General features: G+C 73.8%; 15 protein-coding genes. 7 read left to right on the top strand and 8 right to left on the bottom strand.

The annotated features are described in order from the left end of the window. Positions 1-68 precede the first annotated feature (68 nt). Genes PVK37_RS06415 through PVK37_RS06400 form a run of 4 tightly spaced genes read left to right on the top strand, consistent with a single transcriptional unit; the run spans position 69 to position 3450 of the window. Positions 69-1826 carry a proline--tRNA ligase gene (locus tag PVK37_RS06415; protein WP_275032832.1) on the top strand — a complete coding sequence of 586 codons (1758 nt, stop codon included), beginning with the start codon at positions 69-71 and terminating at the stop codon, positions 1824-1826. Between the two features lie 58 nt (positions 1827-1884). After that, positions 1885-2310 carry a CBS domain-containing protein gene (locus tag PVK37_RS06410; RefSeq protein WP_275032831.1) on the top strand — a complete coding sequence of 142 codons (426 nt, stop codon included), beginning with the start codon at positions 1885-1887 and terminating at the stop codon, positions 2308-2310. A 55-nt stretch (positions 2311-2365) separates the two neighbouring features. Beyond that, entirely contained in the window at positions 2366-2806 is a 441-nt protein-coding gene (locus PVK37_RS06405; protein ID WP_275032830.1) for a SufE family protein, read from the top strand. A gap of 8 nt (positions 2807-2814) precedes the next feature. Further along, positions 2815-3450: a DsbA family oxidoreductase gene (locus PVK37_RS06400; RefSeq protein WP_275032829.1), complete on the top strand. Its 636-nt coding sequence runs from the start codon at positions 2815-2817 to the stop codon at positions 3448-3450. Positions 3451-3491: 41 nt separating this feature from the next. On the opposite strand, the gene PVK37_RS06395 is transcribed toward PVK37_RS06400, so the two are convergent. The 4 genes from PVK37_RS06395 to PVK37_RS06380 all read right to left on the bottom strand — a co-directional run bounded on the left by PVK37_RS06395 (position 3492) and on the right by PVK37_RS06380 (position 6067). Further along, positions 3492-4043 (bottom strand): YbaK/EbsC family protein, encoded by a 552-nt coding sequence (locus tag PVK37_RS06395; protein ID WP_275032828.1) that lies wholly within the window; start codon positions 4041-4043, stop codon positions 3492-3494. A 56-nt stretch (positions 4044-4099) separates the two neighbouring features. Then, the gene (locus PVK37_RS06390; protein ID WP_275032827.1) at positions 4100-4276 is read right to left on the bottom strand and encodes a hypothetical protein; all 177 of its coding nucleotides are present in this window, start codon (positions 4274-4276) and stop codon (positions 4100-4102) included. Between the two features lie 82 nt (positions 4277-4358). Next, positions 4359-5732 (bottom strand): MFS transporter, encoded by a 1374-nt coding sequence (locus tag PVK37_RS06385; RefSeq protein ID WP_275032826.1) that lies wholly within the window; start codon positions 5730-5732, stop codon positions 4359-4361. Between the two features lie 83 nt (positions 5733-5815). Continuing rightward, positions 5816-6067 carry a hypothetical protein gene (locus PVK37_RS06380; RefSeq protein ID WP_275032825.1) on the bottom strand — a complete coding sequence of 84 codons (252 nt, stop codon included), beginning with the start codon at positions 6065-6067 and terminating at the stop codon, positions 5816-5818. A 214-nt stretch (positions 6068-6281) separates the two neighbouring features. Here PVK37_RS06380 and PVK37_RS06375 point away from each other — a divergent pair, with 214 nt between their 5' ends. Continuing rightward, positions 6282-10688 carry a cation-translocating P-type ATPase gene (locus PVK37_RS06375; RefSeq protein WP_275032824.1) on the top strand — a complete coding sequence of 1469 codons (4407 nt, stop codon included), beginning with the start codon at positions 6282-6284 and terminating at the stop codon, positions 10686-10688. 67 nt (positions 10689-10755) lie between these two features. On the opposite strand, the gene PVK37_RS06370 is transcribed toward PVK37_RS06375, so the two are convergent. Together PVK37_RS06370 and PVK37_RS06365 are read right to left on the bottom strand one after the other, a co-directional pair. Continuing rightward, the gene (locus tag PVK37_RS06370) at positions 10756-11175 is read right to left on the bottom strand and encodes a CBS domain-containing protein (RefSeq protein WP_275032823.1); all 420 of its coding nucleotides are present in this window, start codon (positions 11173-11175) and stop codon (positions 10756-10758) included. A 13-nt stretch (positions 11176-11188) separates the two neighbouring features. Continuing rightward, positions 11189-11569, bottom strand: coding sequence for a hypothetical protein (locus PVK37_RS06365; RefSeq protein WP_275032822.1), 381 nt, complete (start codon positions 11567-11569; stop codon positions 11189-11191). A 93-nt stretch (positions 11570-11662) separates the two neighbouring features. Between PVK37_RS06365 and PVK37_RS06360 the strand changes: the two genes are divergently transcribed. Next, a complete protein-coding gene (locus PVK37_RS06360) occupies positions 11663-12298 on the top strand; it encodes a GAP family protein (RefSeq protein WP_275032821.1) in 636 nt (211 codons plus the stop codon). Positions 12299-12314: 16 nt separating this feature from the next. Here PVK37_RS06360 and PVK37_RS06355 read toward each other — a convergent pair whose 3' ends face one another. After that, on the bottom strand, positions 12315-12593 hold the full coding sequence (locus PVK37_RS06355; RefSeq protein ID WP_275032820.1) for a hypothetical protein: 279 nt from the start codon (positions 12591-12593) through the stop codon (positions 12315-12317). 288 nt (positions 12594-12881) lie between these two features. Here PVK37_RS06355 and PVK37_RS06350 point away from each other — a divergent pair, with 288 nt between their 5' ends. Beyond that, entirely contained in the window at positions 12882-13490 is a 609-nt protein-coding gene (locus PVK37_RS06350; protein ID WP_275032819.1) for a class I SAM-dependent DNA methyltransferase, read from the top strand. An 81-nt stretch (positions 13491-13571) separates the two neighbouring features. Here PVK37_RS06350 and PVK37_RS06345 read toward each other — a convergent pair whose 3' ends face one another. Continuing rightward, positions 13572-14105 carry a GNAT family N-acetyltransferase gene (locus PVK37_RS06345; protein WP_275032818.1) on the bottom strand — a complete coding sequence of 178 codons (534 nt, stop codon included), beginning with the start codon at positions 14103-14105 and terminating at the stop codon, positions 13572-13574. Positions 14106-14118 lie beyond the last annotated feature (13 nt).

The raw sequence follows: 14118 nt of genomic DNA, 5'->3' as shown, positions 1-14118 counted from the left end.
CACCCGACCCACCGCGTTTCGCCACAATGTGATCGCGGGTCCCGACCCGCGGGTCCTACGCTGCGCCCATGATGTTGCGGATGTCGACCCTGCTGCTGCGGACCCTGCGCGAGGACCCGGCGGACGCGGAGGTGCCGAGCCACCGGCTCCTGCTGCGCGCCGGCTACATCCGCCGGGCCGCGCCGGGCGGCTACACCTGGCTGCCCCTGGGCAAGCTCGTCCTGGACCGGGTCACCGAGGTGGTCCGGACGGAGATGACCGCGATCGGCGGCCAGGAGGTGCACTTCCCGGCGCTGCTGCCGGCCGAGCCGTACCAGACCAGCGGGCGGTGGGCGGAGTACGGCGACGACATCTTCACCCTGGCCGACCGGCGGGGGGCGGCCCACCTGCTCGGCCCGACCCACGAGGAGCTGGCCGCCCTGCTGGTGCAGGACCTGTTCACCTCGTACCGGGATCTGCCGGTGACGCTCTTCCAGATCCAGACGAAGTTCCGGGACGAGGCCCGGCCCCGGGCCGGTCTGCTGCGCGGACGCGAGTTCCTGATGAAGGACGCCTACTCGTTCGACCTCGACGAGTCCGGGCTGGCCGAGGCGTACGCCCGGCACCGGGCCGCGTACCAGCGGATCTTCGACCGGCTGGGGTTGGAGTACACGGTGGTCACCGCGATGTCCGGCGCGATGGGCGGCTCGGTGTCGGAGGAGTTCCTGGCCGCCACGCCGGTCGGTGAGGACAGCTACGTGGCCTGCACCTCCTGCGGGTACGCCGCCAACACGGAGGCGGTCGGCACGCCCGCCCCGCCGGCCGGTGACCCGGACGCCCACCCGGCCGCCACCGTGCACGACACCCCGGACACCCCGACCATCGCCACCCTGGTCGACCTGGCGAACGCCCGCCGGCTGGGCGGCCGGGACGACTGGACCGCCGCCGACACCCTGAAGAACGTCGTCCTGTCGGTCCGGCGTCCCGGCGTGGACGAGGCGGAAATGCTGGTCATCGGGGTGCCCGGGGACCGGGAGGTGGACCTGAAGCGGGTCGGCGCGGCACTGCACCCGGCCACGGCCACCGTCTTCGACGGCTTCGCCGACCGGCCGGAGCTGGTCCGGGGGTACATCGGCCCGCAGGTGCTGGCGAAGCTGGGCATCCGCTACCTGGTCGACCCCCGGGTGGTGGCCGGCACCGCCTGGCTGACCGGGGCCAACGAGCCGGGCCGGCACGCGGTCGACGTGGTGTGCGGGCGGGACTTCGTCCCCGACGGCACGATCGAGGCGGCCGAGGTGCGCGCCGGCGATCCCTGCCCGGCCTGCCCGACGGGCGAGCTGACCATGCGCCGGGGCATCGAGGTCGGGCACGTGTTCCAGTTGGGCCGCCGGTTCACCGACGCGTTCGGGGTGGACGTGCTCGGCCCGGCCGGCAAACCGGTCCGCCCGGTGATGGGCTGCTACGGCATCGGCATCTCCCGGCTGGTCGCCACCATCGCCGAACAGCACCACGACGAGCGTGGGCTGTGCTGGCCGACGACGGTCGCACCGTGTGACGTACACCTGGTGGCGGCGGGGAAGGGCCCGCAGCTCGACGCGGCGCTCGACCTCGGCGGACGGCTCGCCGCCGCCGGCCTGCGGGTGCTGGTGGACGACCGGACCCACGTGTCGGCCGGGGTGAAGTTCACCGACGCCGAGCTGATCGGCGTCCCGCGCACCGTGGTGGTCGGCCGCCGGCTGGCCGACGGGTACGTCGAGCTGCGCGACCGGGTCAGCGGTGAACGGACCGAACTGCCGGTGGCGGAACTGGTCGACACGTTGACCCCGACGGCCGCCGGCCGGGTGTAGCGGTGCGCCGGCTGGGTACCGCTGTTCCATCTACCCTGCGAAACGCTCGGAGGCTCTCATGTCCGGATACCGGGTCAGCGACGTGATGACCCGACAGGTGGTCTACCTGTCGACCGAGACCCCCCTGGACGAGGCGGCCAGGGTGATGAAGGAGGCGGACATCGGCGACGTGGTGGTCACCGACGGCCCCACCCTGGCCGGCATGCTCACCGACCGGGACATCGTGGTCCGCGCGGTGGCCGAGCGTCTCGACCCGGCCGGCACCACCATCGGTTCGATCATCACCCGTGAGGTGGTGATGATCGAGCAGCACTGCTCGGCGGGGGAGGCGGCGGCCCTGATGCGGGAGCGTGGGGTACGCCGGATCCTGGTCTGCGACGCGGACCGCAAACTGGTCGGCATCGTCTCCCTCGGCGACCTGGCGATGCAGTTCGACCCGCAGTCGACCCTCGGCGAGATCAGCGAACAGCCCGCGAACAACTGACGGGTGGGGCCCGGTACCGGACGGGCCCCTTCCGACCCGGCGGTAGCCTGGCGGGATGCCCGAGATGCCGACCCGACTGGCGGAGATCGTCGACGAGTTCGCCGACGCGCCGCGCGACGTGGTGCTGGAGATGCTGCTCGAGTTCTCCGACGTGCTCCCGCAGTTGCCGGCCGACGGGGCCGACCGTGCGGGCATGGAGCAGGTGCCGGAGTGCCAGACGGCGTTCTTCCTGCGGGCCCGGGTCGGCCCGGACGGTGTGGTGAGCACCCTGTTCGACTGTCCGCCGGAGGCGCCGACCACCCGGGCGTTCGCCGGCATCCTCGCCGAGGGGCTCGCCGGGGCCACCGCCGAGCAGGTGCTCGCCGTCCCCGACGACCTGTACCAGCGGATGGGGCTCGCCCAGGCGATCAGCCCGCTCCGGGTACGCGGTGGCACCGCGATCCTGGCCCGGTTGAAGCGCCAGGTCAGGGAACAGATCGGCCCGGACGCCGGTTGACCTCCGGCATGGAGATCGAAATCTACGCCGACGTGGTCTGCCCCTGGTGCTACATCGGCAAGCGCCGGCTGGAGCAGGCCCTGGCGGCGTACGAGGGTGAGGTGACCCTCCGCTACCGGCCGTTCCAGCTCGACCCGAGTCCGGTGCCCGAGCCCCGGCCGCTGGTCGAGGGGCTGGGCGCGAAGTTCGGTGGCGAGCAGCGGGCCCGCCAGATGTTCGCCCAGGTCACCGAGGTGGCCGCCGGGGTCGGCCTGAAGCTGGACTTCGACCGGGCGGTCACCGCGAACACCTTCGACGCGCACCGGCTGGTGTGGTTCGCCACCGGACGCGGCCTGGCCACCGAGACGTTGGAGGCCCTGTTCCGGGCGTACTTCACCGAGGGTGTGGACGTGGGTTCGCGGGACGCGCTGGCCACCGTCGCCGGCACTGTCGGGCTGGACGAGGCCGAGGTGCGCGGTTTCCTCGACTCGGAGGCCGGGGTGGCCGAGGTCGGCGCGGAGCTGGCCGCCGCCCGGGACCTCGGGGTGAGCAGCGTGCCGACCTTCGTCCTGGCCGGGAAGTACGCGGTCAGCGGCGCGCAGGAGCCGGCGACCCTGCTGGCCGCCCTGGCCGAGGTGGAGCGCCGGGAGTCCACCCCGGACTGACCGTCCGATGTTTCACGTGCAACAACATCGGGGCTGCTCGATTACTGCACCGGCTTGGCCAGCCCCTCGACCACCCGCGCGTTGGGCAGCACGCCCAACGCCGGCCCGGGAACCACGATCTTGCTGTGCCGTACGCCGGAGCCGATGACCACGTGCGGCACGGCGACCACCCGGCTGTCCACCAGGATCGGCCACTCCCCGGGCAACCCGATCGGGGTGATCCCGCCGTACTCCATCCCGGTCGACGCCACCGCATCGGCCATCGTCGCGAAGCTGGCCTTGCGTACGTCGAGCGCCCGGCGGGCCACCCCGTTCACGTCGACCCTGGTGGTGGCGAGCACCACGCACGCCGCGTAGCGGACCTCACCCTCCCGCTTGCCGGCCACCACCACGCAGTTGGCCGAGACGTCCAGCCCCACCCCGTAGGCCGCGCAGAAGGCGGCGGTGTCGGCGAGCGTGGCGTCGATCGGTGCCACCAGCACGGTCTCCGCGTCCACCGGCGCGTCGGCGGGCCACCGGTCCAGGGCGGCGGCCACCGGCGGTGCGAGCAGGTCCGGGCGGGTACGGGCGGGCTCGGTCCTCAGCGTCCCCATCACACCCGCGATCCTCGCACCCACCCCACCCAACGCCCCGACGGGGAGCACGCGGGTCAGTTGCCGCCGACGAACGAGGCCGGCAGGTACGGCCGTTCCCGCACCTGCCCGTCCGGCAGCGCACGGCGCGCCTCCAGGTCCTCCAGGGCGTGCCGGACCGCCAGCCGGAGCACGCCGTACAGGAAGACGAACCCGGCGACGTACAGGATCATCGCGATGACCAGTGTGAGCATGCGGCCACGCTAAGGCGGACGTGAGTCGCCGGTGGGTTCATCTCCGCCCGCTCCCCCGGACGGGTGGCCGGTGACCCCTCGGTCAGCGGGCCGGAACCGCCGGCACGACGACCCGTCCGGCGAGCGTCGACCCGAGCAGGGCCAGCCCGGCCGAGACCGCCAACGCGGTCAGGTACGCCGTCGGGTCCGGACCGCCGGCCAGCAGCGCACCGGTCGACGCCAGCACGGTCGCGGCGAACAGCGCGTCGCTGAGCTGGAGCGACGAGCTGTTACGGCCCTGCTCGCCGGAGGCGGACAACTCCAGGGTGAGCACGGACAGCGTGGGATAGGTCAGCCCCATGCCCAGCCCGGAGAGGCTCCACCCGAGGACGGCGACCGGCACCGGGACCGCCGGCCACAGCGCCAGCGCGAAGACCGCGACGCCGGTACCGATGCAGAGCATCCCGACCCGGGGCAGGGTGGCCCGTGAGCGTGGCTCGGGCAACCGCCCCTGCAGCCAGGAACCCAGCGACCAGGAGACCGCGCCGACGGTCAACGCGATGCCGGCCGCCGTCGGCGACAGGCCCCGCTCCCGGGACAGCAGCAGCGGGATCACCACCTCCGCCCCGACGAACGCCGCCGAGGCCAGTCCCCGCAGCCCGACTACGGTGGGCAGCCCACGTCCGGCCCGCAGGAAGCCGGCCGGCAGCAGCCGTGGCGCACAGACCAGCAGCCCGACCAGAGCGGCGACCACGAGGCCGACGGCGAGCGGACCGCGCTGCTGCCCCCCGTAGTGCAGCAGTGCGGCGCTCGCCGCGGCCCCGCAGGCCCAGCCGATCCGCGCCACCGCGTCGCGTGGTGCCCGGCCACCGTCCGGTGCGCCCACCGACCGCAGCCCCGGATTCACCAGCAGCACCGCCGGGACGGCCACCGCCGGCACCGCCAGGAAGACCCAGCGCCAGCCGAGGTGTTCGACGACCAGACCGGCCAGCGCCGGCCCGACCAGCGACGGTACGACCCACGCGGCGGCGAACGCGGCGAAGACCCGCCGGTGCGTCGACTCCGGGTACACCCGGCCGACGATCACGTAGAGCGCCACCATGAGCAGCCCGGAACCGAATCCCTGCACGAACCGCCCGACCACCAGCAGGCTCATCACCGGTGCGGTACCGGCGATCAGCAGACCGGCGACGAACCAGGCCACCCCGTGCCACATCGGGCCGCGTGGCCCCCGCACGTCGCACCAGATGCCGGAGAGCACCATGGCCAGCACCCCGGAGGCGAACGAACCGCCGAAGGCGAGCGCGTAGAGGGCGAGACCGTCCAGGCTGCGGGCCACGGTCGGCATGGCGGTACCGACCGCCAGGGCCTCGAACGCCAGTAGCGAGATCAGCGCCACGCTACCCACCGTCATCGCCCGCAGTCGACGCGAGAAGATCCCTTCCGGCGCGACCGGGGGAACCGGGTCGATGAGCATGCGCCCACCCTGCGCCCTCAACCCGGCTTCAGGTCAACCCCTGGTGACCGGAATCCCACCGGCAACCCGGACGGACCCGACGGTCAGGCCGACTCCAGCGCCTCGCCCACCCCCTCGGCCAGCCCGGAGAGGTGCTGGTCGGCGAGGAGGTGCCCGGCGGTGATCACCAGGGCCAGCGGCCACTCGATGACCTGTAGCGCGGCCAGCACCCCGATCCCCGCGTAGTAGGCGACCTTGTCCGGCGGGAGCGCCACCTCGCCGAGCAGGGGAACCGATACCCGGTGCTCGTACGAACGGACCGTCTCGCGTGCCTCGTGTCGCGCCGTCTCCCGCATCTGTTCCTCCCCCGTCGGCGTGGTGTCGACGTGGCATTCCACCGCCGACCGGGATCATGCCGACGCGGGCCGGAAAATCACCCGGCCAACGGGCATAACGGACCCGAGGGCGGGAAGCCAGCCGCCCGGAAGCGAGCGCGGGAGGCGAGATGGGGTACGGCGCACACGACGGCGACGGGGGCACCGACCGGCTGCTGTCCGGTCGTACCGTCGCATGATCCCGCTCGGCCGGGTGCTGCCCGCCGCCGTGCCGCGCCTCGTCGGGGACGTCTCCCGGGGTGCCGGCGCGACCGCCGCCCGCCTGGCCCGGACCGCCGGCCTGACCTCCCGCCGGGTCTGGTCCCGGCACGGACGGCACCACATCGAGGTGCACGGGGTCTGCCAGGACGGCGGCGACGCGCTGGCCCGACAGGTCGAGCGGGCCCTGGAGAAACTGCCCGGGGTGAGCTGGGCACGGGTCAACGCCCCCTCCGGGCGGGTGGTGGTGGCGGTCGAGGACCCGGAACCCCGGCTGCGGGACCTGATCCGCACGATCGAGCGGGCGGAACGCCGCAGCGACCACGAACCGGACCCGGACATCCCGCCGCCGCACCCGCCCGAGGAGGGCCCCCGCACCCCGCGCACCCTGGGCGCGCTCGCCTCCGACATGCTCGGGCTGTCGCTCTCCGCCGCCACCCGGATCCTGCCGTTCACCCCGGTGCCGGGCGAGGTCGCAGGGTTCCTCACCGCGATCGACCTGCACCCGAAGCTGCACGCCCTCGCCGACCGGGGGCTCCGCGCCGATCCCCGCGCCGACCTGGTCTTCCCGCTCGCCGAGGCGGTGATGCAGGGGCTCTCCGGCGGCTGGACCGGCATCGTCCTCGACGGCGCGCAGCGGATCGTCCAGTGGGGGGAGGCCCGCGCCCAGCAGGACGCCTGGAAACGGGCCGAACCACAGCTCACCGGCGACCCGGACCGGGCGGTCGCCCGGGCCCCCACCCTCGGCCGGCCCCGCGCCAAACCGGACGGGCCGGTCGAACGGTACGTCAACCGGGCACTGCTGGCCGGCGCGGCGGCCGGCGCGGCGGCGATCCCGGCGGTGGGCGCCAAGCGGGCCGCCTCGGTGGCGCTCGCCGCACTGCCCAAGGCCCCCGGGTCCGGCCGCGAGGGGTACGCCGCCCAGCTCGGCCGGATCCTGGCCCGCCGCGGCGTCATCGCCATGGACCGCGGCGTGCTGCGGGAACTCGACCGGATCGACACCCTGGTGCTGGACGCGGCGGTGCTCGGCTCCGACCGGGGGGTGCTGGCCGACCTGGCTCCCCTCGACGGCACCGACCCGGAACGGGTCGCCGGCCGGGCCTTCGCCCTCTTCGACCCGGCGGCACCCGGGCGGCGGCGGGCCGCCAAAGGCTGGCGGCTCGCCCCGCTCGACCGGATCGACGCCCGGAACCCGGGGGACACCGACGACAGCCGGCGGCTCCGGGCCGCCGGTGGTCTGCTGCTCGGCCTCGCCGAAGGGGAAGTTCTCGCCGCGGTGCTGCGGGTCGAGCCCGAGCCGGCGCCGGGGGTCGACGCGCTCTCGGCCGCCGCCCGCCAGGCCGGCCTTCGGCTCGTGGTGGTCGGCGACCCGGACCGGCGGTACGGCTTCGCCGACGCCGTGCTCCCCGGCGGCCCACGGACCGCCGAGACGGTCCGGGCCCTCCAGTTCGACGGGGCGGTCGTCATGCTGCTCTCCGCCGACCGGGCGGCGCTCGGGGTGGCCGACTGCGGGCTCGGGGTGGGCGGCCCCGACGACCCGCCGCCCTGGGGCGCGCACCTGCTCGTCGGCACCGACCTGCGCACCTCCGCGTTGATCGTGGAGGCGACCGGGGTGGCCCGGCGGATGAGCCGGCAGAACATCCGGATCGCCCAGGCGGGCAGCGGCCTCGGGGCGCTCGCCGCGTTCACCGCCGACCGGGAGCTGCTGCCCGGCCGGGCGCTGGCCGGCGTGAACGGTGCCGCCGCGCTGGCCTTCGCGCACGGCGTGTGGCGGGCGCACCGGCTCCCCACCGGGGCGGCGGACATCCCGACCCGGGTCGCCACCGCCTGGCACCTGATGCCGGTCGGCACCGTCCTCGACCGGCTCGACACCGGACCGGACGGGCTCAGTTCGGCCGAGGCGGCGAACCGGCGGCGTACCGGCGGCACCGACACCACCGGCTCCGGCGGCCTGTGGCGGGCGTTCCGCGACGAACTCGCCAACCCGCTCACCCCGGTCCTCGCCGCCGGCGCGGCGCTGTCCGCCGCGTTCGGTTCGATCGTCGACGCCGCCCTGGTCGGCGGGGTGGTCGGCGGGTCCGCCCTGGTCGGGGCGATCCACCAGCGCAACACCGAACGGTCCCTGGCCGGGCTGCTGGCCCGCACCGCGGTGAACGCGAAGGTCCGGCGGGACGGCACCGAGCAGGTGGTGGCCGCCGACGACCTGGTGGTCGGGGACGTGATCATCCTCGAACCGGGGGACGCGGTCCCCGCCGACTGCCGGGTGCTGGAAACGGTGGGGCTGGAGGCCGACGAGTCCTCCCTCACCGGGGAGTCGCTGCCGGTCACGAAGACCGACCGGCCGGTGGTGGCGGCGGCCCTCGCCGACCGGCGGTCGATGCTGTACGAGGGCAGCACCGTCGCCGCCGGCCACGGCACCGCCGTGGTGGTCGCCACCGGCCCGGACACCGAGGCGGGCCGGAGCCTGGCGCTGGCCCGGCAGGCCCCGACGGCCGGCGGGGTGGAGGCCCGGCTCGGTCGGCTCACCCGGTCGGCGATCCCACTCGCCGCCGGCTCGGCGATCGCGGTGGCCGGGGCGGGACTGCTGCGGGGCGTACCCCTGGCGGAGACGGCGGCGACCGCCGCGAACCTGGCCGTCGCGTCGGTGCCGGAGGGGCTGCCGTTCCTGGTCAGCGCGGCGCAGCTGGCGGCGGCGCGACGGCTGGCCGAGCACGGCGCGCTGGTCCGCAACCCGCGCACCATCGAGGCGTTGGGCCGGGTCGACGTGCTCTGCTTCGACAAGACCGGCACCCTGACCGAGGGTCAGCTGCTGCTCGCCGGGGTCGGCGACGGCGACCGGTACGCCCCGGTGGACCGGCTCGACGGGACCGGCGCGCTGCGGTCGACGCTGGCGGCGGCGCTGCGGGCCACCCCGGACGCGGCGGACCCGGCGGAGCTGCCGGAGCAGACCGACCGGGCGATCCGGTTGGGGGCGCAGCCGGTGGACGGGGTGGCCGAGCAGGTCGACGCGCCCGGCTGGCGGCCGGTGGACGCGCTGCCGTTCGAACCGTCCCGGGGCTACCACGCCACGGTCGGCGAGACCACCGACGGCCTGCTGCTCAGCGTGAAGGGCGCCCCGGAGACGGTGCTGCCCCGGTGTGCCACGCACCGGGCGGCCGACGGTGCCGAACACCGGCTGGACGACGGCGAGCGGACCCGGTTGCAGGAGGCCCTGGCCGACCGGGCGGGCGCCGGGCACCGGGTGTTGGCCGTCGCCGAGCGCCGGGTGACCGGCCGCGAGGTCACCGACGACGCGGTACGCGACCTGGTCTTCGTGGGCTACCTGACGCTCGCCGACGGGGTACGGGCCAGCGCCGCGCCGGCGGTGCGGCGGATCCGGCAGGCCGGCGTGCACACCATCATGATCACCGGCGACCATCCGGCCACCGCCGCCGCCATCGCCGCCACCATCAGCCCCGACGGCGACGAGCAGCGGGTGGTCACCGCCACCGAACTCGACCAGCTCGACGACGAGGCGCTCGCCGCCCGACTGGCCCGCACCGACGTGGTCGCCCGCTGCACCCCGACCCACAAGGTACGCATCATCCAGGCGCTCCAGCAGTGCGGACGGGTCGTCGCGATGACCGGGGACGGCGCGAACGACGCCCCCGCCATCCGCCTCGCCGACGTGGGCATCGCCCTCGGCCAGCGGGGCACCCCCGCCGCGAAGGCCGCCGCCGACCTGGTCGTCACCGACGACCGGCTGGAGACCATCATCGCCACCCTGGTCGAGGGGCGGGCCATGTGGTCCTCGGTGCGGCACGCGCTGAGCATCCTGGTCGGCGGCAACCTCGGCGAGATCGCGTTCAGCGTGCTCACCGCCGCCGCCACCGGCCGGTCCGCGCTCACCGGACGGCAGCTGCTCCTGGTCAACCTGCTCACCGACCTGGTGCCGGCGATGGCCATCGCGGTCCGGCCACCCGCCGCCGACCACGGCGACAACCTGCTCCGGGAGGGGCCGGACACCTCCCTGGGTGAAACCCTGAACCGGGAGATCGGGCTGCGCGCGGTGGCCACCACCCTCGGCGCGACCGCCGGCTGGACGTTGGCCCGCTGGACCGGCGGCAGCCCACAGCGGGCCGGTACGGTGGCCCTCGCCTCGCTGGTCGGCACCCAGCTCGGGCAGACAGTGCTGGCCGGCGGGACCAGCCCGACGGTGCTCGCCTCCACCGCCGCCTCGGTGGGCGTACTGGTCGTGGTGGTGCAGACCCCCGGCGTCAGCCAGTTCTTCGGCTGCACTCCGCTCGGCCCGGTGGGCTGGACCATCGCCGCCGGGTCGGCGGTCGGCGCGACCCTCGGCAACGGCGCCCTCAGCCGCCTGGTGGACCGCCTCCCCGCGCGCTGAACGCCGGGAGGGTCCCGGTGGGTTCCCGACCGGCGGGCCTGGTCGGGAACCGTCGGCACGGAAACGGTCAGTGGTGCTCCGAGATCGCCTCGATCAGGTCGCCCACCGGCTGCTCCGGCAGCGAGCGGGCCACGTCGGCGACCGCCACGATGCCGACGAGGTCGTGGCCGTCGACGACCGGCAGCCGGCGTACCTTGTGCTTGGCCATGGTCCGCAGGATCTCGGCCGCGTCGTCGTCCGCGCCGATGGTGACGGCCTCGCCCTGGGCCAGCTCGCCGGCGGTGACGCTGCCCGGGTCCCGCCCCTCGGCGAGCACCCGCACCACGATGTCCCGGTCGGTCAGCATGCCCTTCAGGCGGCTGTCGGTGCCGCAGATCGGCAGCGAACCGACGCCGAGTTCGGCCATCCGGCGGGCGGCGGTCTTCAGGTCGTCCTGCGCACCGATGCAGGTCACGTCGTTGGTCATGAGTTCACGTGCGGTCGGCATGACGATGACACCTCTACTTTCGGGGGGTTGTTACAGATTTCGGTACCCCCGTTGCACCGCCCCATGCCTCGCCCGGATCCGGTACGCCTCGATCCGTCGGCGGGAACGGCTCCCGGGGCGGCCCGGACTCCGCCCAGCAGATGCCACCCCGGAACTCCACCCCGGGTACGTCGTCGACGACCCGACCGATGTCTGCCAGCGACGCGAGTGACGTGGTGAGACTGTCCCGCAGCTCGGCGCAGGCCGAGTCGAGGTCGTCCTCCTCCGTCGACCAGTCGACGTCGGCCGCCCGCAGCTCGGCGACCGCCCGCCCGGTGACCGCGTCCGGGTCGGTGACCAGCACCTCGATCCGACAGTAGAGCTGCACGGTACGTGAAGAAGGGTCGTCCGTCATGGCACGCAGCATGGCCGACGCCGAAGTCACCGGAAACCCCGTGCGGCACCGCCTCGTCCCGGAAGAATCCCAGTCGAAGGAGGAGGTCGACGGGTGAATCTGCTGAGCGTCCTGCCGCTGGCCGTGGTGATGGTCGCGGGTCCTCAGCTCATCGCCGCGATCTTCCTGGCCTCCAGCCGGACGGCGAAGCGCAGTTCGCTCGCCTATCTGACGGGTGCCGCACTCGCCGTCGTGGTCGCCCTGACGATCTGGTACGTCGTCTTCCGTGCGGTACGGCACACCGGCGACGGCACCGGCGGTGACCGGACCCGGCACCTGATCGACTGGGTGGTCCTGGTCGTCCTGCTGATGCTGATGGTGCTGGTGTACGCCCGGCGGAAGCACAGTCAGCCGCCGAAGTGGATGGGCCGGCTGGAGGAGGCCCGACCCGGATTCGCGTTCGGGCTGGGCCTCCTGCTGTTCGCCGCCATGCCCAGTGACCAGGCCACCATGCTGTCGGTCGCGGCCAGCCTGGCCGGACACGACCGGCCGTGGTGGCACCTGCTGCCGTTCACCGTCCTGACCCTGGTGCTGCTCTCGCTTCCGTTGCTGGCGCTGCTCGTTCTCGGTCAGCGTGCCCTGGCCGTGCTGCCCAGGATCCGGGACTGGGCCAACGCGCACTCCTGGCTGGTCAGCGAGGCGGTGATCCTCATCTTCCTCGCCCTCGTCGTCGCCGACCTGTTCAAGTGAGCCGGAACGGCATCGGCTACTCCGCGAGGTACCCGGTCTCCGGGTCGATCTCCGCCAGGAAGTTGCGGATGGCCTGCACCATCTCGTCCCGGCTCAGCGGGGAACGGTCGGAGCTACTGGAGCCGAAGCCGTACTCGTGCGGCCCGCTCAGCCAGTCGAAGTCGTACGAACCGGGGTGGTCGGCGCGTACCCGGACCCGGAACCTCTCCCCGTCCACGGTCAGCATGACCGGTTCGCCCTGGTACCTGATGTCCTGGTCATCCGGGGCGACACCCGGTTCCGGCTCGACCGCCATACCCGGTTCCCCCTCCTGCGCCGGTCAGGTGCCGATCCGTCGACGCCGATCGCCTGTCCGGCAGCTCCCATCCGTGCATCGGAGCGTACCGAGCGTCGGGACGGGTGGGTGGGTCGACGTCAGGTAGGTGTGGTCGACACGATTCGCGGCATCCTGGGCGGTCGACCTGCTCGGAAACCCCAAGATGCCGCACCTGGTGCCGGGGCCTGCCGGACATCGGCGAGAATCCCCGCGGTGCCCCGCGCCGGCCTCAGCCTGCTCCCCCGATTCGTACCCTATGGTCGCTCGGTGAACCCGAAGCAGGTCCGGCAGGCGTACGCGTCCGTCGCGGAGCTCTACGTCGAGCTGTTCGGTACCCGGCAGCAGGTGCACGCCGACGACCTCGCCTTCATCGGGCGACATCTGGCGGGTCGGCCCGGCCCGGTACTCGACCTGGGCTGCGGGCCCGGACACCTCACCGATCACCTTCGCTCGCTGGGCGTCGACGCGACGGGAATCGACCTGGTCCCCGAGTTCATCGCCCATGCCCGGGCAGCCCACCCAGGCGGCAACTACCAGCTCGGGTCACTGGACAGTCTGGCCGTCGCCGACCACTCCGTCACCGGCATCCTCGCCTGGTACTCGTTGATCCACCTGCCACCGGACGATCTCGACGGTGTGCTCGCGGAGTTCCGGCGAGCGATGGTGCCGGCCGGAGCGTTGGTGCTCGGTTTCTTCGTCGGAGACGAGGTCGCCGCCTTCGACCACAAGGTCGTGACCGCCTACCGTTGGCCCGCCGACGAGTTCTCCCGGCGGCTGGCGCAAGCCGGATTCACGGAAGTCGAGCGCCTACAGCGCCCCGCCGACGGCACCCATCGGCCACACGCCGCCATCGCGGCAGTCGCAACAGAAGGGTGAGCCGCGCCGTCTCCGCGCCGCGCAGAGCGGCTGACCGCACCGGCCCGCGCGTTCGAACGGCGGGCTCCCTCAGGTCGGGCGTTACGGCAACCGCACACCAAACCACTGCTCGGCACCGTACTCCTCGAACCGCTCCGCCTCGGTGAACCCCAGCTTCGCCGCGAGACGCATCGAGCGGTCGTTGGCGGTCTGGGTACAGAGCACCACCGGCTCGTCGGGAAGCACGCCGGCGAACCAGTCGAGGGCCGCCGCGCACGCCTCGACGGCGTATCCGTGTCCCCACGCTGTCGGCAGGAACAGGTAGCCGAGTCCCACCTTCCCGGCGTCCGGAAGAACGTGACCAGGGCGCTCCGCGTCGCGCCGGTCCAGCGTGACCATGCCGATCATCGCCCCATCGAGATCGACCACGAAAAGGCCAGGGCGTCGCCGGGGTACCTCGGGAACCGCGCGTTCGAGTTCGTCCTGCGGCCGGGGGCCACCGATGTAGGCGCCCACCTCTGACGAGGCGAACAGCTCGATGAACGCCGCACGGTCCCGGGCCTCCGGCTCACGGAGCACCAGCCGTTCGGTCCTGATCGGGGCAGGTGGCCAGTCGACGGGTCCGAGGTCGGCCATGCCGGGCAACCTA

Source organism: Micromonospora cathayae (genome assembly GCF_028993575.1).
Classification (GTDB): domain Bacteria; phylum Actinomycetota; class Actinomycetes; order Mycobacteriales; family Micromonosporaceae; genus Micromonospora; species Micromonospora cathayae.
Note: the sequence above shows the minus strand (reverse complement) of the source record. Positions and strands in the feature narration are given on the sequence as shown.

Coding starts and splice junctions, on each gene's coding strand:
- PVK37_RS06365 (WP_275032822.1), bottom strand. CDS start 11,569: ATGACGGACGACCCTTCTTCACGTACCGTGCAGCTCTACTGTCGGATC.
- PVK37_RS06345 (WP_275032818.1), bottom strand. CDS start 14,105: ATGGCCGACCTCGGACCCGTCGACTGGCCACCTGCCCCGATCAGGACC.
- PVK37_RS06405 (WP_275032830.1), top strand. CDS start 2,366: ATGCCCGAGATGCCGACCCGACTGGCGGAGATCGTCGACGAGTTCGCC.
- PVK37_RS06380 (WP_275032825.1), bottom strand. CDS start 6,067: ATGCGGGAGACGGCGCGACACGAGGCACGCGAGACGGTCCGTTCGTAC.
- PVK37_RS06400 (WP_275032829.1), top strand. CDS start 2,815: ATGGAGATCGAAATCTACGCCGACGTGGTCTGCCCCTGGTGCTACATC.
- PVK37_RS06410 (WP_275032831.1), top strand. CDS start 1,885: ATGTCCGGATACCGGGTCAGCGACGTGATGACCCGACAGGTGGTCTAC.
- PVK37_RS06375 (WP_275032824.1), top strand. CDS start 6,282: ATGATCCCGCTCGGCCGGGTGCTGCCCGCCGCCGTGCCGCGCCTCGTC.
- PVK37_RS06415 (WP_275032832.1), top strand. CDS start 69: ATGATGTTGCGGATGTCGACCCTGCTGCTGCGGACCCTGCGCGAGGAC.
- PVK37_RS06370 (WP_275032823.1), bottom strand. CDS start 11,175: ATGCCGACCGCACGTGAACTCATGACCAACGACGTGACCTGCATCGGT.
- PVK37_RS06355 (WP_275032820.1), bottom strand. CDS start 12,593: ATGGCGGTCGAGCCGGAACCGGGTGTCGCCCCGGATGACCAGGACATC.
- PVK37_RS06390 (WP_275032827.1), bottom strand. CDS start 4,276: ATGCTCACACTGGTCATCGCGATGATCCTGTACGTCGCCGGGTTCGTC.
- PVK37_RS06385 (WP_275032826.1), bottom strand. CDS start 5,732: ATGCTCATCGACCCGGTTCCCCCGGTCGCGCCGGAAGGGATCTTCTCG.
- PVK37_RS06395 (WP_275032828.1), bottom strand. CDS start 4,043: ATGGGGACGCTGAGGACCGAGCCCGCCCGTACCCGCCCGGACCTGCTC.